Genomic DNA, 24840 nt, shown 5'->3' on the forward strand with positions numbered 1-24840 from the left:
CGGCGCTATTCGTATGCGGGAACGCCGCCATCATGAAGCGCCTCATCCGGGAGCGAGGCCGGCCGGCTCGAGCGCCATGCCGCCTCGCATCCGCATGCGCCAGGCGTTGGGCGGCTCACCGATCATGCGCTTGAAGACCGCAGTGAAATGTGCATGCGAGCTGAAGCCGCAACTGAGCGCGACGTTGAGCACGGTGAACTCCGAGGAGCGCAACAGCATCTGCGCATGTTCAAGCCGTCGCCGTAACAGGTAAGCGTGCGGGGAATAACCGGTCGTCGAGCGAAATTGAGCCGCGAAATGCATCCGCGTGAGCCCAGTGCTGGCCGCCACGTCGGCAAGTCCGATCGGGTTCGCGAGATTGGCCTCGATGAAATCGATCGCCCGGCGCAGGCGCCACCTCGGCAGAGACGCGGCCTTCGACACCGCCCGCCCCGACGCGCCGTCCGTGTGCCGGGCCAGCAACCTGGCAACGATCGCATCGCAGACGCTATCCGCATACATGCGGCCGAAGCTATCGGCGAGCGAATTCGCGTCCTGGAGCGCGAGCGCCAGCCGTTCGACCGCGATGTCACGAAAGATGCGCGGACTCTGGCCCGAGAGATCGGGCCGCACGAGTTGTCCCTCGGCTTCGTCATAGCGCCGCGACAACAGAGCCGGCGCGATAAACAGGTGCATCACGTGGCACGGCGAGGCATAAAAAGCCTTGACGCTGTCACGAGGCGCGGTGATCTGGATCGAACCGGGCATCACCGGGCCATCGCAGATGATCTTGCCGTTGTGCTGAAACTTCAGCGTGGTTGCGCTCAGGCTGATGCCAACCGTATAGAAGCGCTCGTCGCCCGTGCTCGACACTTCGTGCGGCTCCGCCACACCCTCGCCCCAGCTGCCGGCGAGAATGCGGTCCGCAGCGGCCGTATCGACCAGGGAAAACGGCGCACAGCGCCAACGCTCCTCAGCCCGCACGATCGCACTGTCGCTCGCACACAAGCGTGCGCCCGAGCCGCTTCCGGCTTCCGCACAGGCCGCCCGGCGAACGCTCGCTGTCTCCTGTAACTGTGTGGACATGGTGTCACTCCCTGTCAGTGCGCGGCGCGGCCGAGCCGGCCGGATGCCTCACGCTCGCGGCCCAAACCGGTTGGAGGCGCCCTCCCCGCTGGCCGCTTTCACTGGTGAGCATCATGCGCGACACTGCCACTGCTCCGGTATCCCTCCAATGGGTGAAACGTCCACGCGCGAACCCGAACACGTTCCGTCAGGACTTGGGAGAACGACGCGGTTTGATGGCACCTGCAGGATGATTCTTCGCGATGGTTGAGCGCAGCGCCGAGTAGGCCGGTGCGACCATCGGATAGTCGGCGGGCAGCCCCCATTTCGACCGGTATTGGTCCGGGGTCATCCCGTAACGGTGCTGGAGATGGCGCTTGAGCGACTTCAGTTTCCGGCCGTCCTCCAGGCAGACCAGGTAATCGTCATGAATCGATTCGTCGATGGGGACCGCTGCCCCGGCATGCGATCTCTCCTGCTCGCACGGTTCGCGCAGTGCGGCGAGAGCCGCATAGGTACTGGAAATGAATGCGGGCAGATCCGCTGCCGGCAGCGGGTTGCACGAGACGAAGCTCGCCACGATTTCGGCGGTTAGCTCGATGAGTTGCGAGCGCTCGGTCACGGGCGGCCTCGCGAGCTCAAAGTCCCGGCGTTATTGGATGTAATGGTCGAAAGCAGCGAGCGGATTCGCGACACCATGACCTTGCCTCTCTCTTAGGCGATACCTGGCAAAAGTAGTGGCTCGCAGTGCGCGGGTCAATCCCCCGATCGGGGGCGCATCTGCGCGCCAGCTTAGAAATGCAGCCCATGGAGCGCCTGCATACCGCGCGTAATCCATGCAGCGAGGCCGTGCGTGGTCGCCGGCATGTCCTTGGCAGGCTCCATCAGCGCCTGTCCGCACTGTTCGCGCTCGGCGAGTTTGGCGGCGAGTACATGAGTCAGTTCGGGATGCTGCTTAAGCAACGTGGCAATCGCGGCGCCGGGCAGATCATAGACAATCGCATAGGTCTTCGCCGAGATCTCTGCCGAGGTCGCCACACCCGCAATCGGCCCGCTTTCGCCGAAGTATTCGCAGGGCGAGAAGCGCATGACGTCGACGGCCACGCCGTCACGGAGGGTCGCCGCGTTGATCACGCCGTAGCCGACGAGGGTGATAGCGGCCGGCACCTCACCGGCTCGCAACAGCATCTCGCCTGGCGCCACCTCACGAACCCGTAGCGCGCTCGCGAGCTGTTCCTTTTCTTCACGCGACAAGAGGCCGAATATGCTGATGCTGTCGATCAGACGGCGTCCCATCGAGCGCTGCTCGGAGGGGGCCGCTTCATTGAACAGCGACAGCGCTTCGAGGTGCCGATGCGCGGCGTCGAAAAACACGTTGAGTGTGTCGTCGGTACTGCGGTCGCTCGCGACAAAGAACGACACTTCGTAGTCGATCGCCTGCCACCCGACCGACTTCGTGACGATGTTCACGGGCAGCGCCGCGTCGATCCCGACACACGATTCGACCGCCAGCCGCAACGCCGACACCGCCGACGACGGGCGGCATGCCGGGTCCGCCTGAAATCGCACCACGGTGGCGTGGGCCCCGGCCGGGACGCTCGCGTTGACGACCTTCGATTTCGCGATCGCGGAGTTCGGCACGATAATCAGATCATGATTGCCTTTGAGCACATGCGTCGCGCGCCATGTCACTTCGCGCACCGAGCCTTCCGACCCGTCGTCCAGCACGATCCGGTCGCCGACGCGATACGGCGCGGTCGCATTGATGACGAAGCCGGAAAACAGGTCGGCAAGCGTGCTTTGCAACGCCAGCCCCAGCACAATCGCGACAGCGCCTGACGTGGCAAGCACACCCTTGAGCGGGATGTCGAACACGTCCGCGACGATGGCGACCGCAGCCGTCAGGTAGGCCACGACCTCTACGACGTCGAGCGTAAAGCGCTCCTGGCGCGTCCGGTCGTTGATCGCGTAGTAGAGCCGCACCACTGACATGGTGGTGGATGCCGCCAGCAGCCACCAGACAATCTGCACCGCGCCGCGCGCAAAGCGGTATTGGGCGGAGGCGCCCAGATCGGGCGTCTGGGTCGGCGTCATATGCGCGCGCAGCATCACCACGGTCAGCGCGGCAAACCCGAGACAGCGCAAGATCGTGCGTGGCGCCGTGAAACGCATGCGTGCGCAGAACAGCACCACAATAAGATTGAGTGCAACCGCAACGACAGGCAGGAACAGCGGCGCAAGCGGTTCGGCCGGCATCTAACGCTCCGCTCGCGCCGGCAGCGGTGCCTGGTCATCGGCGCGATAGCCGCCGCCCAGCGCCCTCGTCAGGACAATTTCCGCTTCGAGCTCATCGCCGTTTAACTGCAGCAGTGAGAGCTGTCCCTGGATGACCGGCGCCTGCGCCTCAATAGCCGTTGTGCGGTCGGCGAGGCCGCGCTGGTACCGCGCCTCGGCACTATCGCTCGCGACACGGACAGCGTCGATCCGTTCGCGCTGCAATTGTGCGCGATGGTCGAGATCGTCGATCTGGCTGCCGGTTTGCGCGACATCGCGGACCGCGTCGAGCACCGCTTCGTTGTACTGCTCGATGAGCGTGTTGCTGGCAGTCCGTGCGCCATGCAAGCCTGCGTTAAGACGGCCGCCGTCGAAAATCGGCAAAGTGAGACCCGGAATGAGGTTGATTTGCTGGCTTGTATGCGTGAACAGGTCGCGCATGCGCAGCGCGTCGAAGCCGAAGAACGCGGTGATGTCGAAGCTCGGATAAAACGATGCCTTGGCGGCATCGATACGGTCGAACGACGCCTCGATGAGCCAGCGCATCGCCTGCAAGTCGGGCCGGCGGCTGAGCAGCTCGAAGGACAGCGTGGACGGCAGGCCGACCGACGGCGCCGGCAACGCGACCGGCTTGATCTCCGGCAGATCGTCCGGGCCCGCTCCGAGCACCGCACGCAATGCTTCGCGGGATTGCACGATCTGTTCGTGTGCCGAGGCGATCTGCTGGTCGAGCGCGAGCAGTTGCGAGCGCGCCTCGGCCGATTGCGTCACGGCCTCCAGACCCCGCTCGTGACGTGCGGTGCGGGTGTCGAACCCGGTCACCTCGACGCTGCGCAATTGCTGCAGCAGATCAAGGCTCGCATAGACAATCTGGATCTGATAGTAAAGCTGCGCGACGCCCGTCGCTACTTCCAGCTCGGCCTGCGCCGTCTCGTCGCGCCGCGCGTTCTGTTCGCCGAGTGCTGCGCGCACGAGGTCGCGTTGCTTGCCCCAGATGTCGATATCGTAGTGGGCTTCCGCGCCGACCAGCCCGGTCCAGTACCAGGGCCCGAATGCGCCAATGGCAGGCTTCTGCGAAGCGTAGGCGCTCAGGAAGCCATGACTGGACACGCGCTCGCGATCGGCATCGGCGCGCGCCGACATCTGCAGATCGGAGCCGGCGCGAATCAGTTCGACCTGGGCGTGTGCCTGCGATACATGCTCACGCGCGATCGCCAGCGTGGGTGCCTGTTTGAGCGCGCGGTCGATGAGCGCGTCCAGTTGCGGGTCGTGATAGTGCTCCCACCAGCGCGCAGACGGCCAACCTTCGCTTGCGAGATGGATGTCGTCGGCAAGACGGATCTGTTCCGGTGGAATGAGCGCTATGGGCGGGCTGTCGTGATGAATGAGCGCGCAAGCCGCGAGGCATGAACAGAGTGGCAGCAGCGTTAGCCAGCGTCGAACGACATGCGGCAAGCGCGGTAACGGGTAGCGGACTCCTTCGCGAGGCGAGGTCCGCTTCAACGGACGATGATCGGCGCGCATCACACTGTCCCTGTCGGTCCGGCATCAGCCGACCGCACCGAAGTCAGTTCGTCTGTCAACCATTGCGGCAAGCTCACAAGCGTAGTGTTGATACGCGCAGCGCGCTCCAGCAGCGCAACAATGTGCTCGCCGCCCTCCCTGCCTGCTGCCGCGGTCGCCAGCTTCGTCAAATCCAGCGGCACGGGCGGCATCGCGAGCGGCGGCTCGTTCGACAATTGTTGCGCGTATTGTTCCAGCGATTCCCCAAGGTTCCGCTGCAGCGTTCCACACGCTTTCGTCAAGCCCGCGCCGGATGCGTCGGTACGTCCAGCGCCGAACATCGACTCAACGTAGAAAGCGTCGCTTGCCAGCAGAACCGAGCGGCTCTGCGCGAGCACCGTTTGCGCGAGGAGCGTGACGCGTGAAGTCTCGCCCTCACGCCAGTCGGGTTCGAGCGCGACGCGTGCGAGCGTCGCTTCACAATCCGCCAGCATGGCCCAGGCTGGCGCTGACGGTTGCGCTTGCGCGGCCGGTGCGCCTCCCTCGGCCACCTGTGCATGGCCGAGGCAGACGGCCGCAATCGCACGGAGGACCTTGGCTAATTGCGAGCGCAGCGCGTCCGCCTCGCCTTCCGGCCACACCGACATCTGGATAAAGGTCGCGACGCCCACGCCCAGCAGAATCCCCACCAGCCGGTCGCGAATTTCGGTGAGATCGGACGGCGGTGCGTACTGCTCGAGCAGCGCGAGCGAAAACGTGAACATGAGCTGCAAGCCGGCGTAGCCGATCAGCTCGGAACCGGCCGACACCCATGCACCGAGCGCGATCACGGGCAAACTCATCAGCAGCAGGCCCGTTATGCTTTCCAGGTGGGGAATCACGAACGCGACCATGAACAGTGCGAGACCGCTGCCAATCGCAGCACCGCTGATACGCAGCAGACCGTGCCGGCTCGAGGCGCCGAGACTGGGCAGCGCGACGACGAGGCAGGTCAGCATGATCGTATGAATGCCGGGCCATTTGACTGCGTTGTAGAACACATAGCAGATCAGTACCGACAACAGCGTGCGCAGGGCGAAGCGGGCGTAGCGCGGGTTGGAATAGGTGTCCGCCGGCAACAGCGCAGGCGGCGCAGGCGGCGGCGCGTTGGCGTGTGACACCTGGGTGCGGGTGGCGTCCACGAGTGCCTCGATGGCCCGCTGCATCGCCACGACGGCGGGAATCGACAACGCTTCGCCACCGCTCTGCACAGGGGTCGTTCGCGGCAATGGCCCATCCTCGGTAATCGCAGCGTCTAGCGCCGCGACTTCGCCGCGAACGCTTCGGATAGCCGCGATCCCGGCCTCGCTGGATGGGCGTGCCGAAACAGGCAAATGGGCCGCCGCCTCGTACAGCCGCGATACGGCGGTCACGCAGGCCAGCATCGCTGCGGCCGTAGACTCGCTGTAGCGCTTGCGCATCGTGGAAAAGCGCAGAAGCTTTTGCAATGACACCGCGCCTTGCTGCAGATCGCCTGCATTGAGCGCGGGCGCAGCCGCCTCAGGTGACTCGGCCGCCGGTTCGATCAACGCAGTAAGGCGTGCCTGCACCACAGCAAGTTGCCGGTGCATCGCGGCCCGCAATTGCCGCTCGGGCTCAGCCGGCAGGAAGACGGTATTGATGATCAGCGCCACGACAACCGGATAATTGACCGCGGACCATACCCATAGACAACTACGCACCAGTTGTTCGGCGTTATCGGTCAGATCGACAAAGCTCTGCGCATAGATCACGATGATTGCGACGACAAAAAACACCAGCCCCAACTTCGAAACGGCCCGCATCATGTACACGCAGCAGAAAAATATCGCGCTCGCGACCGTGATGCGCAACAGCGGGTAGTTGAAGGTCAGCACATAGAGCACGATCGCAGCGGCAACCGCACAGGTCGAACCGATTACGAGGCCCACCGCGACCATGCGCGTCAACACGACGTTGGACTGCGTGACGTAGAACAAGGCCATCAGCGACAACGCCAGCTCGGGCACCTGCAGTGTCATCGATGCGACGATCACGATTGCGCTACCGAGCACGCAACGCAGCATCACATTGCCGCGCCCGGGAAAGGCCGCCAGCTCACGCTGCAGGAAAGCCGCGAAACGCGCCACTGGGCGCGGCCACGCGAGCTCGCGCCGCAAGCTGGTCGGCGTACTCATGACTGTGCTCCGCTCGCGGCAACCGTATCGTGCTCGCGCGGATGCAACACCGCCACCGCCGATGTCCCGAGCCTGAACAGCCGCGGATCGGGGTGGTCGACCAGGATCTTCACGGGAAAACGCTGCGCGACGTGCACCCAGTTGATGCTGCGCTGAATGTTCGGCAAGCCGTTCGCTGAGTCGCCGCCGTCCTGCGGATCGACGCCAAAGCCGATCGAGTCGACGGTGCCGCTAAAGCGAATCCCGGTGTTGCTCATCAGGTACACCGTTGCCGGCGTGCCGGGACGGATCCGGCCGAGTTCATTCTCGCGCAGATTCGCAATCACGTACCAGTGCCGCGTATCGATCAGCGTGAAGACCGGCTTTTGCGCTGACACGTATTGCCCGACCTGCGTGCGCAGTTCCACCACGCGTCCGTCGAAGGGCGCTCGTACCGTCGCGTACTCGAGATTGAGTTGCGCCGTCTCGATTTCGGCCTGCAATACCGCGCGTTGCGCCACCAGCGCATCGACGCCGCTGACCGCGGCCTCTGCCTCGCGTGCCTGCGCCTGAGCTGCGGCCAGTTCCGCGAGTGCCGAGCGCTGCGCGGTGCGTGCGCGATCCAGGTCGTCAGCGGAGACGTAGCCCTTGGCGATCAGCGGCGCCATTCTCGCGAGCGTATCGCTTGCCTGGTTCGCGGCCGCCTGGGCACGCGCAACCGCGGATTTGGCTGCCGCCGCGCCGTAAGTCTGCGCGTTCACGCTGCGCTGCGTTAGCGGAATCTGCGCATCGAGCTGCGCGAGCGACGCCTTGGCCCGCATCAATGCGTATTGATAGGGACGCGGATCGATCTCGAACAGCAGGTCCCCCTGCTTGACCGCCTGATTGTCGCGCACGGCCAGGTTGACGATCTTGCCGCTCACCTCCGGCGACACGCCGATCGTGTCCGCGTACGCATAGGCGTCGTCGGTTCGCGGCGCCGTGTCGACGCGCCAGATCACAGCAATCACCGCGATGACGGTCAGCACGATCAGGAGAAGCGCCGGCCAGGTTCGGGGGCGTTTCGCTGCGCCGGAGTTTGCCGCGCTCATGTTAGAGAACCCATGTTCACACTATGTGTCACAAATTGAAGCCAACGGCCCAGAGCACGATTGAAAAGAGCACAGTCAGCGCGGGATAGACGATGGCTGGCGGCGTAAGCCAGCCACCGTAGCCATGGCGGTACGAGAACACGTGCACTATGGCCGTCAATATCACGCCGCCCACGACGCAGAACAGCCAGTCGGGAAAGTACGCGCCCAGCACGCCCAGCGACGGCGAGCCGCTGCACGCTGTCAGCAGCACGCACATCAACAGACTTAGGGCCGCTTCGCACCGGCGCGCTGGACCCGTCCTCATGGCCGTATCTTTCCCTGTGCCGGCGGCGAACGTTTTTCTGAGCGTTTGCGGCTCGATAGGGGAACGCATGCGTGAAACTGAATGTCTAGCGTGCATCAGCGCGTCAGATTCACTTTCGCCAGATCGATCAGTGACTTGCCGCGGCCGTCCAGCACCGACTTCATCATGAATAGCCCGAAATGCCAGGCTTCGTCGATGGTCGTCTTCGGCGGCATGATCAGCTCGTCCCGGGCGCTGACGACATCGACGAGCGCCGGTCCATCGTGCGCGAACGCGGCAGCGAGGCCTGCTTCGAGGTCCTGTGGCTTCTCGACGCGAATACCCTTGATGCCGATCGCCTCCGCCATGTTCGCGAAGTTGGGGTTGATCAGATTGGTGCCGGTGTCGAGGAAACCCGACGCGCGCATTTCGATTTCGACGAAGCCAAGCGTGCCGTTGTTCAGGATAACGACTTTCACGGGCAACCCGGCCTGAACCAGCGTGAGGAACTCGCCCATCATCATGGCAAAGCCGCCGTCACCGGACATCGACACGACCTGGCGCCCCGGGAAGGCCGCCTGTGCGCCGATCGCATGCAGCATGGCGTTCGCCATCGAGCCATGGTTGAACGAGCCGATCAGCCTGCGCTTGCCGTTCAGCTTCAGATAGCGCGCGGTCCAGGCGATCGGCGTGCCGACATCGCAGGTGAAAATCGCGTCGTCCGCCGCGAGCTGGCTGACCAGCTTCGTCACATACTGCGGATGAATCGTCGTGCTAGACGGATTGCTTTCGGCCAGCGCGTCCAGATCCTTGCGTGCGCTGGCGTAGTGCTCGAGCGCGCTGTTCAGATGCGACGAATCGGTCTTTTCCTTCAGAACCGGCAGCAACGCGGCCAGCGTGTCTTTCACGGTGCCGAGCAGACCGAGATCGAGCGAGCACCGGTTACCTAGCGCTTCGGGGCGCACATCGATCTGCGCGATCCTGGCGTTGTCCGGGTAGAACTGCCGGTACGGGAAATCCGTGCCGAGCAGTAGCAGCATGTCGCACGCCTTCATCGCCGCGTAACCCGAAGCAAAACCGACCATGCCGGTCATGCCGACATCGTACGGATTGTCGTGCTCGATGTACTCCTTGCCGCGCAGCGAATGCACGATCGGCGCCTTGAGCCGCCTGGCCAGCTCCACGACCTCATCATGCGCACCGGCGCAGCCGGCGCCGCACATCAGCGTGACGTTCGATGCACCGTTCAGCAGATCCGCGAGACAGGCGATGTCCTGGTCGTTTGGACGCAGCACGGGCGGCGCTTTGGGCACGACCCAGGGCGCCACTTCGGCAATCGACGGCGACAAGGCGACGTCGCCAGGAACCACCACGACCGCCACGCCGCGGCGCGCCACTGCGACGCGCATCGCGCGGGTCAGGATCTGCGGCAGTTGCGCCGCATTCGACACCAGCTCGACGTAGTGGCTGCATTCCTTGAACAGGCTTTCAGGATGCGTTGCCTGGAAATAGTCGATACCGATTTCACTGCTGGGAATATGCGCGGCGATGGCCAGCACCGGCACGCCGCTGCGCTGACAATCGAATAGCCCGTTGATCAGGTGCAGATTGCCAGGCCCGCAGCTGCCCGCGCAAACCGCGAGCTGGCCGGTCAAGTGCGCCTCGGCACCGGCGGCGAACGCCGCGCCCTCCTCGTGCCGAACGTGAATCCAGGCTATCTCGCCGGAACGGCGCAGCGAATCGGAGATACCATTCAGCGAATCGCCGACCACGCCATAGATACGCTTGACGCCAGCATGCTCTAGCGTGGCAACCAGATAGTCAGCTGCGGTAGTCATGCAGCACCTCCCGATAGATGAACGCGAGGGCACGACGCTGTACTGGAAGCTCAGGCCGACGTGCCGTGGATGAGGCCATAGTGCCGCGCCCCGCCCACCACCGCTGTTCAAATCGCACGGCCTGCTAGCGATTTAGCACGGTATGGAGTGGCCCTCCTGCCTTGCATTACGTTCACCCAACGTCCCGCCAGTCGGTCGCAGGCGAATCTGAGGATCGAGATGCTTCCAGGGGAGGTCCGCTGGATCCGCGGCCATCGGCCCCGGTGATTTCGCCACCAGGATGGCTTCAGACATCGCCTGAAAATCGGCACGGAAGTGCACGGAGCTTTTATTGACCAGGATCTTCATCTGCTCCGGTTCGATACCGGCGACGCGGTACAGATTGCGGTCGAACATCTGCAACTTGATGCTGCTTACGGCAATCCTCACGCCGCCAATGCGCAAGCAAGCCACGGGGCCCAGCTCGCCGCACATGCCGTTCATCATGGGACCGTCGAGGCGGAAACGGCCGTCCGACACATGCTCCACTTCGAATCGGCCTACCAGCGGTTCGTCGCCAGGCACACCCGAGCCGCCCGCGAGCGCGAGTTCGATGACCGCGCCCACGCCCGCCTGATGAGCCTTCGCCGCCGCCTCGGCGTCCCATATCAGACCGACTGCTGCGTCGCTCGCGCCATGACGCAACAAGGCCCGCACCATTCCCATTGTGTTCGAGTCGCCGCCAACCCCGGGGTTGTCCTGCGTATCGGCGATGATGACGGGTTTCTCCGCACCACGACCCAGTTCAACCGCCCGGGTGACAGCCTCGTCGGGCGTCAGGAACGGCACTTCCCACTGTGCCTCGTCGGCCACCATCTTCGTGAACAGGGCGTCGACTGCCGCCGTCAATGCTTCCTCATCGAAGCCGTAGCCCCAGATCACCGGTCCGCATTCCGGAAAATCGGCGGCCGGAAAGCCAGGAGCGAAAGAAAGCGACACATTCGGACCTTGCTCGAACGACGCAAGCTGGTCGTACACGCCACGAGCCGGTTCAACCAGTGTGCACATGCCGTTCACCGGAATCAGGAACGGAATACGACGCGCCACACGTTGCAGCGGACGCTGATCCGCTATCAGCGTTTGGAGTATCTGAAACGCCCGCGAACCTGTCTCGGCCATGTCGACGTGCGGATACGTTCTATAGGCGACCAGCGCGTCCGCATACTTCAGCATGCGCTGCGTCACGTTGGCGTGCAGGTCCAGAGAGACGACCACTCGCATGGTGTTGCCCACGATTGCGCGGACCCGTTCCAGCAGTTCGCCCTCGCCGTCATCGACGTGCTCCGCGACCATTGCACCGTGCAGGTCGAGATAGATGGCGTCAAAACCGCCCGCCTGGACGGCGTCGACGATCTCGCCGGCAATGCGCTCATACGCATCCTGAGTGACATGCGCCGATGCACTCGCGCCAGCCCAGATTACCGGAATCAGTTCGTGACCCGCCGGTTCGGCGTCTTTGATAAAGCCGCCAATCGGCACGTTCACGTCGCGCAAATTCATGACGTCGAGACCGCGCGTCAGCGGTGGGAAGCCTTCGCCCTGCACAAAGCTCGAATAAGAAGCCTTCGTGGGTGCAAACGTATTGGTTTCGTGCTGGAAACCGGCAATCAGGATTTTCATTTGAAGAGTGTCCTTCTATTCAATAGATCAAGGTTGAATCTTTATTGGTTCGGATTCCAAACCATACAAAACAGTTGAGACTCGTTGCGCCCGCACCCTCACCCGCTCCGACGGTGGTCGGCGCGAAGGTCTAGCTTTGTTCAGGCGGCCGGTTGATGAGAATCAGAATCGACGCGAGCACAGGCATGCAGGCCATGAAGAAGATGCCAAGGTGCACGTTGCCGGTCGCCGTTTTGGTCCAGCCGATCACAGCCGGCCCCCAGAATCCGCCGGACAGCCCGATGGTATTGATCAGCGCAATGCCGCCCGCCGCCGCAGGACCCTTGATGTACTCCGACGGAATAGCCCAGAACACCGTATAAGCCATCCACATCATGGCCGTGGCGAGCGTCAGCAGGACGAGCGTTGCGCCGAAATGGCCGTCCGCGAAGATGGACGCAACGAGCAGGATCGCGCCGATAAAGGCCGGCACCGCGCAGTGATAGCGCCGTTCGCCGACACGGTCCGAGCGGCGCCCCGCGAAGTACATGCCAAACGCGGCTGCGACGTACGGGATAGCCGCGTACCAGCCGAGTTTGACGGTATCGGTCACACCTTGGCATTTCAGGAGTGTCGGGAGCCAGAAACTAATGGCATAGATCGGGAAAATGATGCAGAAGTACGCCAGCGCCAGCACGTAGACGCGCGGGTTACGCGCCACGGCTTTGAACGAATGGTCGCGCGCCGCCGCACTACCGGTTTCGCGCTCGAGCAGGCGCTTTTCTTCCGCACTCAACCAATCCGCGTCGGCGGGCCGGTTCGACAGCACGAACAGCGTGAGAATGCCAAGAACGATGCACGGCAAGCCTTCGACAAGAAACATCCATTGCCAGCCGGATAATCCCGCGACTCCCGAGAGCGTCGACATCAGCCATCCTGAGAGCGGTCCACCCACAATGCCGCCCACCGGACCGGCGATGAACACGATCGCAATGGCACGGGCCATGCGCGTCGGGCCGTACCAGCACGAGAGGTAGTAGATCATGCCGGGTGCAAACCCGGCCTCAAACACGCCTAGCAGGAAGCGCATTCCGTAGAACATCGGCACATTCCGCACGAACAGCATGCAGGCCGAGGTGATGCCCCACAGGACCAGAATGCGGCTGAAAGTCTTGCGCGCGCCGACGCGAGGCAACAAGAGGTTACTCGGTAGTTCGAACAGCACGTAGCCCAGAAAGAAAATCCCCGCGCCGACGCCATAGGCGGCGTCGGAGAACCCCAGGTCGCTTTGCATCTGAAGCTTGGCAAAGCCGACGTTGACCCGGTCCATATAAGCAAACATGTAGCAGGCGAGCAGGAATGGCAGGAGTCGCCAATTGAGCCTGCTATAGAGCGCCGAGACGCCGTCGTCCGTCGCGCTGAGGGTCTGTATGGCTGCCATGCTCGTCTCCTGGTGTCCGGTCGCTGTCCGCCGGTTGCGTTTCACCATGTTGTCCAGGCAAAACCCACCTAGCAAGAGCAACTAAGTTCACATATCGTTGTTCTGTGAGCAACAGAACCTTTCCAGGGTGGTCGTCATGCGGGAAATCAATCAGCAGCGCCTGCGGTACTTTCATGAGGTGCTGGCCCACGGCACAATCCGCGGGGCCGCGGACAGCCTCAATACGTCGCCGTCCGTTATTACCCGGCAAATCCGCTTGCTGGAGGAGGAGCTGGATACGCAGCTGTTCGAGCGGCAGGCCCGCGGCGTCAAGCCGACCGAAGCTGCGGCCCATCTGCTTGAGTTTTGGCGGGGATACCGCTCGCAGCAGGAAAAACTCGAGGACCAGCTGCACGCGCTGAAGGGGTTGCAACAAGGGCACGTGCAACTGGCGGTGAGCGAGGGCTTTGTCGACATGCTCGTCACGGAGGTGCTGACGCCGTTCTGTGCGCAGTACCCCAAGCTCGATGTCGGGGTCGAGATTCTCCCCGTCGACGACGTGCTAAACGAGGTGGCTGAAAGTCGGGCGCACATCGGCCTCGCCTACAACCCGCCGCCGCATCCGCGCATCGAATATCGCGCGATTTCGTCGCAGCCTATCGTGTTACTGGTTCGCCCGGAACATCCTTTGGCAATGAAAGGAGGACCGGTGAGCGTAGAGGACTTTCTCGCTTATCCGCTCGCAGTGATGCCCGCCACGTTCGGTATCGGCCAGGCTGCGCAGATGCTGGAGTTTGCGGAGAACATCGAGATTCGGCCGACACTCACTACCAACTCGTTGACTGCGCTCAAGCGCTTCGTGGCGAGCGAGAATTTCGTGACGCTGATCGGAGAATTCGCGGCTTATCGAGAGCTTGCCTCAGGGGAGCTGGTCATCGTGCCGATCGACCACCCGCTGTTTCAGGGTACCAAGGCGAGGCTGCTGGTCAAATCGGGGCGTCCGCTCGTCGCCGCCGCGCACGAACTGCTTGAATGGATGCTGCGTCGAATGTCGATGTTCGCGGCGCAAACCGAAGCGCCTTGAACAGGCGCCCTGCCCCAGACCCACGCCTTGAATTGGCGCGTGCGATGCATGCGATGCGTGCGATTTGTGAGCGGCCGTGGTACCGGCCGCTTACACGAGCTTGCTGCAGCACGCGCTAGTCGCGTATCACTTCGCCCACTGCGACAACTGCGCGATGCTTTCCTGCAATTCGCGCTCCAGCTGCGCGAACAGTTCGGCTGCGGGCAACGACCTCGCGAGCGCGGCGGCCTGCCCGGCCCATTGCGCGCCGTAGCCGAACTCTCCCTTGGCTTTGGCTGCAGCGTGAAGCGCCTTTCCGGCGTCATAGGCGATCGGATATGCCGGTGACTTCGGTGCGCCCGGTTCGTTGCCGAGTTCCGTGAACCTGTTCACCATGCTTCGCGCCACGCGCCCGGAAATCGCCGCTGTGAACGTGGTGCGACGTGCCGCATCGCTGAGTATTGCCCGGCGGTAACCATCGTCGATCGATGTTTCCGGGCAGGCAACAAAGGCCGTGCCGAGTTGCGCCGCCTGAGCGCCCAACGCCAGAACAGCGGCAATCCCGGCGCCATCCATGATGCCGCCTGCGGCGATCACCGGCAGATCGAATTCCTTGACTAGTAGACGCGTCAGGGCAAACGTGCCGAGCCGGTCGTCCGCCGCATCGGGATCGAAAACGCCCCGATGTCCACCGGCCTCGATACCTTGCGCGACGATTGCATCGACACCCGCTGCCGCAGCCTGCGCCGCTTCCTGCAGATTGGTCGCCGCAGCGAACAGCTTGATTCCCGCGTTTTTGAGTTTGGCGATGACGTCGGCTGGCGGCAAGCCAAAGTGAAAACTCACCACGGCCGGTTTCTCTTCGAGGAAAACCTCGAGCATGGCCGTGTCTACCGCAAAGCTCGTGTAGATCTCGGACAGCGATGCGGGCGGCGTCGCGCCGTATTGTTCGAACGTCGGCGCGAGCCAGTTCAACCACTGACGCTCGACATCTGGATCGGCCGTCGCAGGGCTATGAGTGAACACGTTGATGTTAAACGGCTTGGAAGTCAGCGCGCGGGTCTGCTCGATTACTTTGCGTGCGCCCGCTGCGTTCATTGCGCCCACACCCAGCGAACCGAGGCCGCCGGCATTCGATACGGCGGCCGCCAGTGCCGGTGTGGAAACCCCGGCCATAGGCGCCTGAATGATCGGTTTTTCGATGCCCAGCACGCGCAGCAGTGCGCGATTGTCAGTCTGATGGGTCATGTTGCTTCCTTTGCAAATAGGGGTGTCCGATCGCCATGCACAAGGCACGGCGACCGCAGCGCCGCCGCAGCTTCAGCTTACTTCGCCGTCGGCATGGCAAACTCCGCGCCCTTTTCGGTGCTTTCGGGCCAGCGCTGCATGATGGATTTCTGCTTCGTGTAGAAGCGTACGCCTTCCTCGCCATACGCGTGCGTGTCGCCGAACAGGCTGCGCTTCCAGCCACCGAAGCCGTGCCACGCCATCGGCACCGGAATCGGCACATTGATGCCGACCATGCCGACTTCGATGCGGCGGCCGAATTCGCGGGCCACGTGACCATCGCGCGTATAGCACGCCACGCCGTTGCCGAACTCGTTGGCGTTGATCAGGTCAACCGCTTCCGTGAAATCCTTGACGCGCACGCAGGAAAGCACCGGGCCGAAAATCTCGTCCTTGTAGATGCTCATCTCCGGCGTGACGTTGTCGAACAGCGTACCGCCGGTGAAGAAGCCGTCTTCATGGCCGGGCACCTTCAAACCACGGCCGTCGACCACCAGCGAGGCCCCTTCCTCGACGCCACGTGCAATGTACCCTTCAATGCGTTCCAGCGCCTGGCGCGTCACGATCGGGCCCATCTCGGCATCGGGCTCCATACCGTTCTTCACCACCAGCTTGCGGGCACGCTCGGCCAGCTTCGGGATGATCTTGTCCGCGACATCGCCCACCAGCACGGCCACCGAGATCGCCATGCAGCGCTCGCCGGCCGAACCGTAGCCCGCGCCGACCAGGGCGTCGACAGCCTGATCGAGGTCGGCGTCCGGCATCACGACCATATGATTCTTCGCCCCGCCCAGCGCCTGCACGCGCTTGCCGTTCTTCGCGCCGGTCTCGTAGATATAGTTGGCGATCGGCGTCGAACCGACGAAGCTCACAGCCTTCACGTCCGGATGCGCCAGCAAGGCGTCAACCACGACCTTGTCGCCCTGCACCACATTGAAAATGCCGTCGGGCAACCCGGCTTGCTTCAACAGATCGGCCATGAACAGCGATGCCGACGGATCACGCTCGCTCGGCTTCAGAATGAACGCGTTGCCCGCTGCAATGGCCACCGGAAACATCCAGCACGGCACCATGCAAGGGAAGTTGAACGGCGTGATGCCGGCGACGACGCCCAGCGCCTGGCGCGTGGTCCAGTTGTCGATACCCGTCGAAACCTGCTCGGTGTAGTCGCCCTTCAGCAGTTGCGGGATGCCGCAGGCAAACTCGATGACGTCGATACCGCGCGACACTTCCCCTTGCGCATCCGAAAACACCTTGCCGTGTTCGGCCGTGATGATGGCTGCGAGCTCGTCGCGGTGTTTGTTCATCAATTCGAGGAAACGCAGCATGACCCGCGCGCGGCGGATCGGCGGCGTATCGCTCCACTTCGGGAATGCCGCCTTCGCGCTCGCCACTGCAGCTTCCACGTCCGCCGTATCGCCCAAAAGCAGCGTGCGCGGTCGCGCGCCGGTAGCCGGATTGAAGATGGGCTGAGTGCGAGTGCCGGTGCCCGTGACGCGCTGGCCGTGAATGAAATGTCCGACGTCTGCGTTGTCGTTGAAGGCTTGCATTGTGGCTTCCTGGTGGTTGATGGGCGATGACCTGAGTCTAGAACCCGCTGACCCATCTGCAAAGGCGCTATCATTGAATTCATTGTTTCCTATCGCGAACAATTAATGTATGGATAACGAAAAAATTGAGGGCCTGTGGGTCCATCTGCACTGGCTCGCCGTTCTCGCAGAGCAAGGCAGCTATACCGCGGCGGCTTCGCGGCTGGGTGTCAGCAAGGCCGCAATGAGCCAGCGTATTTCCGAGCTGGAGCGCGCCGCGGGCATCTCGTTGGTGCAGCGCACCACGCGCAGCGTGCGCTTGACGGAAGCCGGTCAGCGGCTTGCCGAGGACACGCGAAGCCACTACGAACAGATCGCCAGCAGCTTTTCCAGCGTTCGTGAGCTGGCCGGCGTCGCGCGCGGCCTGATCCGCGTCACGGCACCCGTTGCATTTGCACGGCAACGGCTGGTGCCCGAACTCCCCGCATTTTTACGGGCCAATCCGGAGGTCAGGGTCCAACTCGAGGTATCCGACAGGCTCGCCTCGCTCGCCACGGAGGGCTTCGATCTGGCGATTCGCCATAGCGCAGAAGCGCCCGACACGCACGTTGCATGGAAACTCTGCTCGACGCACTCCGTGATCGCGGCAACACGCGCCTATCTGCGCAAGCGCGGCACGCCCGCCACGCCCGAAGATCTTGCCGCCCATGACTGCCTGTTTTATCCGCGCCAGACAGGCGGCGGGATGTGGTCGTTTGAACGCAAAACGGCACGCAAGGCAGCCGGCGCTCCGGTCACTTTGCCGGTCAACGGTCCGTTCTGTGCCAACAACAGCGAAACGCTACGCGATGCAGCGCTGGATGACCTGGGCATCGCGCTGTTGCCGGATTTCACGGCGCAGGCTGCCGTGCGGGCCGGAAAGCTGGTCGAAGTGTTGCCGGAATGGCGCGTCACGGGGGCGTTCGCCGAGCAGCTTTACGTGCTGCGGCCCTACGCGTCGCACGTGCCGCGTGCCGTAAGCCTGTTTGTCAGCTATCTGCGCGACAGCTTTGCCGGTGGATTCCCGCTGGAATGAGCCCCCGCCGCGCCTGACTTGTTCCCCCGCGTTACAAGTGTTTGTCCGCGCCGGGTATTCGAACTTGACGCCAATGCGCCTAGATTAGGCACCCATCGGAGCCACAGCGGCCCGAGCGGTGAAAGAGCCGAATCAACCTATTCTGAGGTCTAGCATGAGCACGTCCAACAAAGTCGTCGTCGTTACCGGTGCATCACAAGGCATTGGCGCTGAAGTCGTCAAGGCGTTCCGCCAGCGCGGTTACAGCGTGGTGGCCACTGCACGCAGCATCAAGCCGTCGGAAGATCCGAACGTTCTGGCCATTGCAGGCGACATCGCCGATCCGGCGACCGCTCGCCGCGTGATCAGCGAGGGCGTTGCACGCTTCGGCCGTATCGACACGCTGGTCAACAACGCAGGCGTCTTCATCGCCAAGCCGTTCCCCTCGTACACGTCCGAGGATTACGCCACGATCACCGGTGTCAACCTGAACGGCTTCTTCTACATCACGCAACTGGCCATCACGGAAATGGAGAAGAATTCGAGCGGCCACGTGGTCACGGTGACCACCACGCTTGCCGACTCTGCGATCGAAGGCGTACCTTCGGTACTCGCTTCGCTGACCAAGGGCGGCCTGAACGCAGCGACGCGCTCGCTCGCGATCGAATACGCGAAGCGCGGGATTCGCGCTAACGCCGTCGCTCCCGGCATCATCAAGTCGCCGATGCACGCAGAAGAAACGCATGCGGCCCTCGGTGCGCTTCACCCCATGGGCCATATGGGCGAAATGCACGACATCGTGAACGCCATTCTGTATCTGGATTCCGCGCCGTTCGTCACGGGCGAGATCCTGCACGTCGATGGCGGCCAGAGCGCCGGTCACTAAGCTAAGCAAGCGCTGGTCAGTACGGGGCGCCGCCAGCAGGCGCCCCGATCATCAACACCCTCAAGGAGAGCACGATGCCTATCGTTACGATTCAGGTTACCCGCGAGGGGACCCAACCGGGCGCCGACTCGGTCACGTCGGAAGAAAAGGCCCAACTGATCAAGGGCGTAAGCCACCTGCTGCTCGACGTGCTGAACAAGCCGCTCGAAGCCACCTTTGTGGTTATCGAGGAAGTCGACAAGGAGAACTGGGGCTGGGGCGGACTGCCGGTTGACGAATATCGCCGGCAGCTCAATTCGAAATAGGCGGGTCCGCGACGATCAGGCGGCGGCCATCAACGCCCCGTTTCCGGAGCGGGCAACCTCGACGAAAGCCTGCATGGCGCTCGACACATAGGCGTCCTGCCGACGAATGAACAGCGTCTCGACATGCGCCTTATCGGGCGCGATTGTGTGTATCGTGACGAGGTCCTGCTCCGCTGCACTCGACACCACGCCGCGTGGCAGCAGCGTGATGCCGATGCCTGCCGCCACGCAGGCGACGATCGCGTCCAGCGAGCCAAATTCGAGGGGCGTGGCAGTGACGATCCCCATGTCGGACAGCAGCGACTCGAGCCGCACGCGGTATGAGCATCCCAGCCGGTACACGATCGTCTTCAGCTCCTTGACCGAGCGCAGCGACTCGATCGAACGCATCGTGCGTGGCGTGACCAGAACCAGCTCCTCGTGGAAAATCGTCTCGCAGTAAAGATCCGGATGGTCCACGGGTCCGGCGACGAACGCGCCGTCGAGCCGGCACTCCGCAACGTCGGCCGTCAGACTGCAACTGGTGCCCGTGGTCAGCGACAGGCGAACCTGTGAGTAGCGTCTCGCAAATTGGCTGAGGAAAGGCGACAACCGCAACGCGGCTGTCGTCTCGAGCGTTCCCAACGCGAGCGTGCCATTCGGCGATCCTTCGTCCATCGCGGCGAGCTTCGCTTCGGCGACCAGCTTGGCGAGGCGGGCGGCGTACGGCAGCATCCGATGCCCGGCCGGTGTCAAACTCACGCCGCGCACATTCCGGTTGAAAAGCGCAATCCCCACTTCCCGCTCTAACGACCGGATACGCGCGGTCACATTTGACTGCACCGTATGCAACTCGGTCGCCGCCTTGTTCATGCTGCCATGACGGGCAACGGCTTCGAATACCTTGAGGTCGGCAACGTCCATGCTTTGCACCTTTGCGAAACGACCTGCACTCGGCAGGCTGTCTAGAGTCTAATCACCAGATGAATTCACATCGCGGCACGAGAAACTGACCTTGTGCCCGAAGATCAAGGTCCTGTTGGCCGCCCGTAACAAACACGACCAGCAGAACCTTACGCGCAATGACCGCTTAGGCCAGCGTCAGGGTGACGTCGATGTTGTTCCTCGTCGCATTCGAATACGGACACACGATGTGCGCCTTTTCAATCAACGCCTGGGCGGCTTCGCGTCCCATGCCTGGCAGCGTGATCTTCAGTTCGACCTGAATGCCGAAGCCATTGGGAATCGGACCGATACCCACGCTCCCGGCCACCGACGCATCCGCCGGGACCGCAATCTTGTCACGCGCGCCAACGAACTTCATGGCGCCGATAAAGCACGCGCTGTATCCAGCCGCGAATAGCTGCTCCGGGTTGGCGCCCTGCCCTCCGCCGCCCCCGAGTTCCTTCGGTGTTGTCAGCTTGAGATCCAGTCCAGAGTCCGGCACCACCGCACGGCCGTCACGGCCTCCGGTAGCAGTTGCATGGGCGGTGTAGAGAACCTGTTCTAGTGACATTTCCAGCTCCTTGAGTGTTGGGCGAGGTAGCAACGTATTGCGTATTGACATACGCAAAGGGGCAGGCACACAAGGTCTGTGAGCTGCCAGAGCGGCATTCACCGCTTTAGCTATTCAACACCAAATACCCGAAGAGGCCAAACGAAAGGCGCCAATGCGATCGACGAAGCGTCAAAGATCGCTTGATGATTGGGGAAGACGAGAAATTCGAAACGCGGTGTTCTACGAGGAAGATCACCGCCTGCCAAAAAAACAAGAGCCGCAGCAAGGCGGCTCCGCAGTTCAATGAAACGATTCGCGCTCGCCAGACAGACTGTGAGAGTCCATCCAGTCATATGATTCGGTGTTGTGCGCCCAAGCCCAGTTCCGCGCAGGCTTTTCCGCCTTATGCACCGCAGGCGAAACCTGGGCCGAGGGCTGAATTTCAGCGTGCGTGTCCTGCACGCCGCCATCGCGGCTGGGGTTTCGTGAGTTCGATGAGTCGTAGTTCATGATCTTCATGATCTTTCCTGTTCTATTTGCGCTAAACGCGCATTAATCCTGCTCGACGAGTTCTTCACGCAGCGTCGCAGCAACCAGTTCCGAAAAACGTTCTAGCGCTGCTACCGAGCCATGCACAGTGCGGTATTCCTGGCGGCCAATCCTGGCGTCGAGAGTTACCGTCATTCCGGATTTTCGAGCGAGTTCGAGGATGTCCATCTGATGCTCCACGTCACAGAATCATGCAATTGGTCAGAATGTTGATGCGCGTGAATGGTGAGTCCACGCAACCCATTCTATGGTTTACCCGCTGAACATCAACGGAGCAGCGGCGAATTCACTGTTTTCAATTCCAGCACAATCGCGCTGATGGCTCAGGCGCGGGTTCGCAGCGTGTCTGACCCCTTGGCGGATACAAAAACATGATGCGAACGGTAGACTTCGGCATGGGCTGCGGCCGCCAACTCTCTGAAGCTACATGGACCGAATCGATGCGATGAAGGTGTTCGTCGCCACGCTCGACGAAGGCAGTCTGGCTGGTGCAGCGCGCCGGCTTGGCCGCTCGCCGGCGGCGGTGAGCCGGGCCATCGCCTTCCTTGAAGAGCACACGGGGGCGGCGCTGCTGCACCGGACCACCCGGACCATCAAGCTGAGCGAGGCTGGCGAGCGCTATGCGTCTGCCTGCCGGCGCATCCTGACTGAACTCGAAGAAGCGGACATGCTGGTGGCCGACGAACGCTCGGCGCCCCGCGGCCTGCTCACGGTCACAGCGCCGGTCGCCGCCGGTGAGGATGTGCTGCGCGCCATCCTCGACGACTTCATCGAGCGCTATCCGGAGATCTCCGTCCGCCTGCAGTTGCTCGACCGGCCGGTGAGCCTGATCGACGAAGGCATTGACGTCGCACTGCGCATCGCGCATCTGCCCGACTCGACGCTCATCGCGATCCCCGTTGGCGAAGTCCGGCGGGTCGTCGCCGCGTCGCCACGGTACCTCGCCAAACATCCCCGCATCGACGAACCGGCCGATCTCGTCCAGCATCAGATCATCTCGATGACGCACTTTGGGCTGGACTCCTGGAGCTTCCCGCCGGTGGGACATTCCACGGTTCCGCTCGTCGTGCAGTTCACGCCGCGCTTCATCGTCAACACCATCCGGGCGGCGGTCGCCTCGGCGGTGGCGGGCCACGGCGTCACGCGCATGTTCTCCTATCACGTGGCTCAGGAGGTCAAGCAGGGCACGCTCAGGATCGTCCTGCGCGACAGCGAGCATGCGCCTCTCCCCGTCCATCTCATCACGCCTCAGGGGCGCCTTTCGGTGCCTAAAGTCCGTGCTTTTGTCGACTTCGCGACCCCGCGGCTGCGTCGGCATTTCAAGCAGCTGCAACCGGCTAACGACGCCGATTGAATCGCGCGGCGGAAGAATGTCTTCCGGTGTGAGCGGATTCTCTCCCGAACCGGTTCAATCTACACTGGCTCCAGTAAAACAGGTATGCGGCTCGTACCTGGGTCCGAGGCGTCCGCAGCGGCGCATTTCGGCGCGGTCAAACTATTCGCTGCGCTGAGGACGAAATGAATCAACCTGCTCAATCCCTGTTGGGTCCGGTCCATCGGGCGGCATCACCCACATCGACCACATCTCCCACATCGCTCAGTTACGCCGAACGTAACGAGAACCACTGGAAACGCAATCTCGCCGTCTGCGTATTCGGTTCGTTCACCACGCTCGTCAGCCTGAGCATGCTGTTGCCGTTCCTGCCGCTCTATGTACGCCAGCTCGGCGTTGAATCGACGTCGTCCGTCATCCAGTGGTCAGGCATCGCGTTTGGCGCGACCTTCCTCGGGACGGCGGTCACGGCGCCGCTTTGGGGGCGTCTCGCCGACCGCTACGGCCGCAAGCCGATGCTGGTGCGAGCCGCAGTAGGCATGGCTGTAGTGATGTCGCTGATCGGCGTCGTGCATTCGGTCCATGAACTGGTCGCCCTGCGTCTGATTGCCGGACTGGTGGGCGGCTACTCATCTGCCTCCACGGTCATGGTCGGCTCGCAGGCACCGCGCGATCGTGCCGGTTGGGCGTTGGGCATACTCTCGACCGGAGCCCTCGCGGGCAACCTTGTGGGACCGTTGATTGGAGGCTTGCTGCCGGAATGGATCGGCATTCGCGGCACCTTTTTCGCCGGCGGGGCAATGATCGCAGTAGCAGCCCTCCTCACGATCTTCCTCGTGAAGGAGGACTTCAACCCCGCTGATCACGCGAAGAACCGCGCCCGCGCAGCCAGCGAAGCGGCAGTCGCCGTCAAGCGGACGAACTACGTGGTCGTGGCTGCTTTACTGGTGACCGCGATGATGGTTCTGCTCGCCAACATGTCGATCGAACCGATCATCACCGTGTATATCGGTGCGTTGGGTGTGCCTGCGGGACATCTCGCCCGCATCGCAGGCGTGGTCATGGCTTTTTCCGCGTTGGGCAGCATGTTGACGGCGGCACGGCTCGGTGCGCTGGCTGACCGCATCGGTAGCTGGAATGTGATCATCTGCTGCCTCGTGCTCACCGGCCTCGTGATGATTCCCCAGGCTTTCGTCACCCACTGGTGGCAACTGGCTGCCTTGCGCATGCTGATGGGTATGACCCTCGCTGGCCTGCTGCCATCTATCGCCAAGCTGGCCAGAAGTTCGGTCGACGAAAGCAGGACAGGTCAGATGCTCGGCTATCTGCAGTCGGCTCAGTTCAGCGGCCAGGTCGTCGGTCCGTTGATTGGCGGACAGATTGGTGTAGTGCTCGGCTTGCACTCGGTGTTTTTCGTCACGGGCTCCTTGCTCGTGGCCTGCGCAGGACTCGCGCAATGGGCGCGGAAGTCTTGATGGAGGCGGGTCTCGAACACCCGCCCAGGCGCCCCACGTGGCGCCTATTGCGAACTGACCTTGCTTGGCTTGGTCGCCTTTTCGAGCTTGTTGTACTGGAACTCCGGAACGCGTTTCAAGGCATCTTTGGTGGCGCCCGCCAGAAAGAGATTGCCGTTGCGGATTTCGAAGTGGTCAACCGGAATCGCGACGTAGTGGTTGCCCATCCCCAGAAAGCCTCCTACCGAAACCACCGCGTAGGTCGCCTTGCGATCCGGCGCAATGATCAGGTCATAGATGCTGCCGACCTTGTCGTTGTTGTCGTTGTAAACCGGTTCGTCAACCAGCGCCTTGCGCACGCTCCAACCGTGCAGCAGGTCGTTATTTTCTTCCACCGTGCCGCCCAGCGGCTGAATGCCGGCAAGCTGTGCGCGAGCGGCCGGCAATGCGCAGGCGAACAGGAGAGCGCCGGCGCATACGAGTGTCTTCGCTTTCATTTTCAGCATCATGATCCTTACCGTTGATGAGAGTCCCAGGTAGAAACTGGGTAGCACGTGCCATGCCCGCCCTCCGGCGCGCGGTGCCGCAAACACGAATCCGGCGCGCCGGTTAAGATGGGCTCTGGGCGTTCGCTG

23 protein-coding genes are annotated in these 24840 nt (G+C 62.8%); 6 read left to right on the top strand and 17 right to left on the bottom strand.

Annotation, left to right across the window (positions count from 1 at the left end; translation table 11 throughout):
* Positions 1–42: 42 nt before the first annotated feature.
* From P3T40_RS27025 to P3T40_RS27070, 10 genes are all read right to left on the bottom strand, one after another.
* Entirely contained in the window at positions 43–1065 is a 1023-nt protein-coding gene (locus P3T40_RS27025; protein ID WP_429270769.1) for a helix-turn-helix domain-containing protein, read from the bottom strand.
* Between the two features lie 187 nt (positions 1066–1252).
* Positions 1253–1666: a MucR family transcriptional regulator gene (locus tag P3T40_RS27030; protein WP_429270770.1), complete on the bottom strand. Its 414-nt coding sequence runs from the start codon at positions 1664–1666 to the stop codon at positions 1253–1255.
* Between the two features lie 170 nt (positions 1667–1836).
* The gene (locus P3T40_RS27035; protein ID WP_429270771.1) at positions 1837–3300 is read right to left on the bottom strand and encodes a mechanosensitive ion channel family protein; all 1464 of its coding nucleotides are present in this window, start codon (positions 3298–3300) and stop codon (positions 1837–1839) included.
* Complete coding sequence (locus P3T40_RS27040; RefSeq protein ID WP_429270772.1) at positions 3301–4842, bottom strand: MdtP family multidrug efflux transporter outer membrane subunit; 1542 nt, start codon at positions 4840–4842, stop codon at positions 3301–3303.
* Positions 4842–7016, bottom strand: a complete 2175-nt coding sequence (locus P3T40_RS27045) for an FUSC family protein (RefSeq protein WP_429270773.1) — start codon at positions 7014–7016, stop codon at positions 4842–4844. The genes P3T40_RS27040 and P3T40_RS27045 overlap by 1 nt, the downstream gene beginning before the upstream one ends.
* Positions 7013–8086 (bottom strand): multidrug transporter subunit MdtN, encoded by a 1074-nt coding sequence (gene mdtN / locus P3T40_RS27050; RefSeq protein ID WP_429270774.1) that lies wholly within the window; start codon positions 8084–8086, stop codon positions 7013–7015. The genes P3T40_RS27045 and mdtN overlap by 4 nt, the downstream gene beginning before the upstream one ends.
* 28 nt (positions 8087–8114) lie before the next feature.
* Positions 8115–8393: a YtcA family lipoprotein gene (locus tag P3T40_RS27055; RefSeq protein WP_429270775.1), complete on the bottom strand. Its 279-nt coding sequence runs from the start codon at positions 8391–8393 to the stop codon at positions 8115–8117.
* Positions 8394–8488: 95 nt separating this feature from the next.
* Positions 8489–10210 carry a ubiquinone-dependent pyruvate dehydrogenase gene (gene poxB, locus P3T40_RS27060; RefSeq protein ID WP_429270776.1) on the bottom strand — a complete coding sequence of 574 codons (1722 nt, stop codon included), beginning with the start codon at positions 10208–10210 and terminating at the stop codon, positions 8489–8491.
* 132 nt (positions 10211–10342) lie between these two features.
* Positions 10343–11869: a M81 family metallopeptidase gene (locus P3T40_RS27065; protein WP_429270777.1), complete on the bottom strand. Its 1527-nt coding sequence runs from the start codon at positions 11867–11869 to the stop codon at positions 10343–10345.
* Between the two features lie 130 nt (positions 11870–11999).
* Positions 12000–13289, bottom strand: a complete 1290-nt coding sequence (locus tag P3T40_RS27070) for an MFS transporter (RefSeq protein ID WP_429270778.1) — start codon at positions 13287–13289, stop codon at positions 12000–12002.
* A gap of 136 nt (positions 13290–13425) precedes the next feature.
* On the opposite strand from P3T40_RS27070, the gene P3T40_RS27075 reads away from it, so the two are divergent.
* Positions 13426–14352 (top strand): LysR family transcriptional regulator, encoded by a 927-nt coding sequence (locus P3T40_RS27075; protein WP_429270779.1) that lies wholly within the window; start codon positions 13426–13428, stop codon positions 14350–14352.
* Positions 14353–14478: 126 nt separating this feature from the next.
* Here P3T40_RS27075 and P3T40_RS27080 read toward each other — a convergent pair whose 3' ends face one another.
* Positions 14479–15579, bottom strand: coding sequence for an NAD(P)H-dependent flavin oxidoreductase (locus P3T40_RS27080; protein WP_429270780.1), 1101 nt, complete (start codon positions 15577–15579; stop codon positions 14479–14481).
* A gap of 77 nt (positions 15580–15656) precedes the next feature.
* Positions 15657–17168, bottom strand: a complete 1512-nt coding sequence (locus P3T40_RS27085; protein ID WP_429270781.1) for a CoA-acylating methylmalonate-semialdehyde dehydrogenase — start codon at positions 17166–17168, stop codon at positions 15657–15659.
* Positions 17169–17277: 109 nt separating this feature from the next.
* Here P3T40_RS27085 and P3T40_RS27090 point away from each other — a divergent pair, with 109 nt between their 5' ends.
* The 3 genes from P3T40_RS27090 to P3T40_RS27100 all read left to right on the top strand — a co-directional run bounded on the left by P3T40_RS27090 (position 17278) and on the right by P3T40_RS27100 (position 19392).
* Positions 17278–18222 carry a LysR family transcriptional regulator gene (locus P3T40_RS27090; RefSeq protein WP_429270782.1) on the top strand — a complete coding sequence of 315 codons (945 nt, stop codon included), beginning with the start codon at positions 17278–17280 and terminating at the stop codon, positions 18220–18222.
* A gap of 154 nt (positions 18223–18376) precedes the next feature.
* Complete coding sequence (locus P3T40_RS27095; protein WP_429270783.1) at positions 18377–19087, top strand: SDR family NAD(P)-dependent oxidoreductase; 711 nt, start codon at positions 18377–18379, stop codon at positions 19085–19087.
* A gap of 74 nt (positions 19088–19161) precedes the next feature.
* Positions 19162–19392, top strand: a complete 231-nt coding sequence (locus tag P3T40_RS27100) for a tautomerase family protein (protein ID WP_429270784.1) — start codon at positions 19162–19164, stop codon at positions 19390–19392.
* A gap of 15 nt (positions 19393–19407) precedes the next feature.
* Here the strand turns inward: P3T40_RS27100 and P3T40_RS27105 are convergent, their stop codons facing one another.
* From P3T40_RS27105 to P3T40_RS27120, 4 genes are all read right to left on the bottom strand, one after another.
* Positions 19408–20295, bottom strand: a complete 888-nt coding sequence (locus P3T40_RS27105) for a LysR substrate-binding domain-containing protein (RefSeq protein ID WP_429270785.1) — start codon at positions 20293–20295, stop codon at positions 19408–19410.
* Positions 20296–20461: 166 nt separating this feature from the next.
* Complete coding sequence (locus P3T40_RS27110) at positions 20462–20887, bottom strand: organic hydroperoxide resistance protein (protein ID WP_429270786.1); 426 nt, start codon at positions 20885–20887, stop codon at positions 20462–20464.
* A 282-nt stretch (positions 20888–21169) separates the two neighbouring features.
* On the bottom strand, positions 21170–21388 hold the full coding sequence (locus tag P3T40_RS27115; protein WP_429270787.1) for a hypothetical protein: 219 nt from the start codon (positions 21386–21388) through the stop codon (positions 21170–21172).
* Positions 21389–21421: 33 nt separating this feature from the next.
* Positions 21422–21586: a hypothetical protein gene (locus P3T40_RS27120; protein WP_429270788.1), complete on the bottom strand. Its 165-nt coding sequence runs from the start codon at positions 21584–21586 to the stop codon at positions 21422–21424.
* 259 nt (positions 21587–21845) lie between these two features.
* Between P3T40_RS27120 and P3T40_RS27125 the strand changes: the two genes are divergently transcribed.
* Together P3T40_RS27125 and P3T40_RS27130 are read left to right on the top strand one after the other, a co-directional pair.
* On the top strand, positions 21846–22772 hold the full coding sequence (locus P3T40_RS27125; protein WP_429270789.1) for a LysR family transcriptional regulator: 927 nt from the start codon (positions 21846–21848) through the stop codon (positions 22770–22772).
* Between the two features lie 164 nt (positions 22773–22936).
* Entirely contained in the window at positions 22937–24226 is a 1290-nt protein-coding gene (locus P3T40_RS27130; protein WP_429270790.1) for an MFS transporter, read from the top strand.
* Positions 24227–24270: 44 nt separating this feature from the next.
* Here P3T40_RS27130 and P3T40_RS27135 read toward each other — a convergent pair whose 3' ends face one another.
* Positions 24271–24702 carry a PRC-barrel domain-containing protein gene (locus P3T40_RS27135; RefSeq protein ID WP_429270791.1) on the bottom strand — a complete coding sequence of 144 codons (432 nt, stop codon included), beginning with the start codon at positions 24700–24702 and terminating at the stop codon, positions 24271–24273.
* Positions 24703–24840 lie beyond the last annotated feature (138 nt).

Origin of the sequence: Paraburkholderia sp. EB58 (assembly GCF_050436665.1) — a bacterium.
GTDB lineage: Bacteria > Pseudomonadota > Gammaproteobacteria > Burkholderiales > Burkholderiaceae > Paraburkholderia.

Coding starts and splice junctions, on each gene's coding strand:
- P3T40_RS27025 (WP_429270769.1), bottom strand. CDS start 1,065: ATGTCCACACAGTTACAGGAGACAGCGAGCGTTCGCCGGGCGGCCTGT.
- P3T40_RS27035 (WP_429270771.1), bottom strand. CDS start 3,300: ATGCCGGCCGAACCGCTTGCGCCGCTGTTCCTGCCTGTCGTTGCGGTT.
- P3T40_RS27040 (WP_429270772.1), bottom strand. CDS start 4,842: ATGCGCGCCGATCATCGTCCGTTGAAGCGGACCTCGCCTCGCGAAGGA.
- P3T40_RS27045 (WP_429270773.1), bottom strand. CDS start 7,016: ATGAGTACGCCGACCAGCTTGCGGCGCGAGCTCGCGTGGCCGCGCCCA.
- mdtN (WP_429270774.1), bottom strand. CDS start 8,086: ATGAGCGCGGCAAACTCCGGCGCAGCGAAACGCCCCCGAACCTGGCCG.
- P3T40_RS27055 (WP_429270775.1), bottom strand. CDS start 8,393: ATGAGGACGGGTCCAGCGCGCCGGTGCGAAGCGGCCCTAAGTCTGTTG.
- poxB (WP_429270776.1), bottom strand. CDS start 10,210: ATGACTACCGCAGCTGACTATCTGGTTGCCACGCTAGAGCATGCTGGC.
- P3T40_RS27065 (WP_429270777.1), bottom strand. CDS start 11,869: ATGAAAATCCTGATTGCCGGTTTCCAGCACGAAACCAATACGTTTGCA.
- P3T40_RS27070 (WP_429270778.1), bottom strand. CDS start 13,289: ATGGCAGCCATACAGACCCTCAGCGCGACGGACGACGGCGTCTCGGCG.
- P3T40_RS27075 (WP_429270779.1), top strand. CDS start 13,426: ATGCGGGAAATCAATCAGCAGCGCCTGCGGTACTTTCATGAGGTGCTG.
- P3T40_RS27080 (WP_429270780.1), bottom strand. CDS start 15,579: ATGACCCATCAGACTGACAATCGCGCACTGCTGCGCGTGCTGGGCATC.
- P3T40_RS27085 (WP_429270781.1), bottom strand. CDS start 17,168: ATGCAAGCCTTCAACGACAACGCAGACGTCGGACATTTCATTCACGGC.
- P3T40_RS27090 (WP_429270782.1), top strand. CDS start 17,278: ATGGATAACGAAAAAATTGAGGGCCTGTGGGTCCATCTGCACTGGCTC.
- P3T40_RS27095 (WP_429270783.1), top strand. CDS start 18,377: ATGAGCACGTCCAACAAAGTCGTCGTCGTTACCGGTGCATCACAAGGC.
- P3T40_RS27100 (WP_429270784.1), top strand. CDS start 19,162: ATGCCTATCGTTACGATTCAGGTTACCCGCGAGGGGACCCAACCGGGC.
- P3T40_RS27105 (WP_429270785.1), bottom strand. CDS start 20,295: ATGGACGTTGCCGACCTCAAGGTATTCGAAGCCGTTGCCCGTCATGGC.
- P3T40_RS27110 (WP_429270786.1), bottom strand. CDS start 20,887: ATGTCACTAGAACAGGTTCTCTACACCGCCCATGCAACTGCTACCGGA.
- P3T40_RS27115 (WP_429270787.1), bottom strand. CDS start 21,388: ATGAAGATCATGAACTACGACTCATCGAACTCACGAAACCCCAGCCGC.
- P3T40_RS27120 (WP_429270788.1), bottom strand. CDS start 21,586: ATGGACATCCTCGAACTCGCTCGAAAATCCGGAATGACGGTAACTCTC.
- P3T40_RS27125 (WP_429270789.1), top strand. CDS start 21,846: ATGGACCGAATCGATGCGATGAAGGTGTTCGTCGCCACGCTCGACGAA.
- P3T40_RS27130 (WP_429270790.1), top strand. CDS start 22,937: ATGAATCAACCTGCTCAATCCCTGTTGGGTCCGGTCCATCGGGCGGCA.
- P3T40_RS27135 (WP_429270791.1), bottom strand. CDS start 24,702: ATGAAAGCGAAGACACTCGTATGCGCCGGCGCTCTCCTGTTCGCCTGC.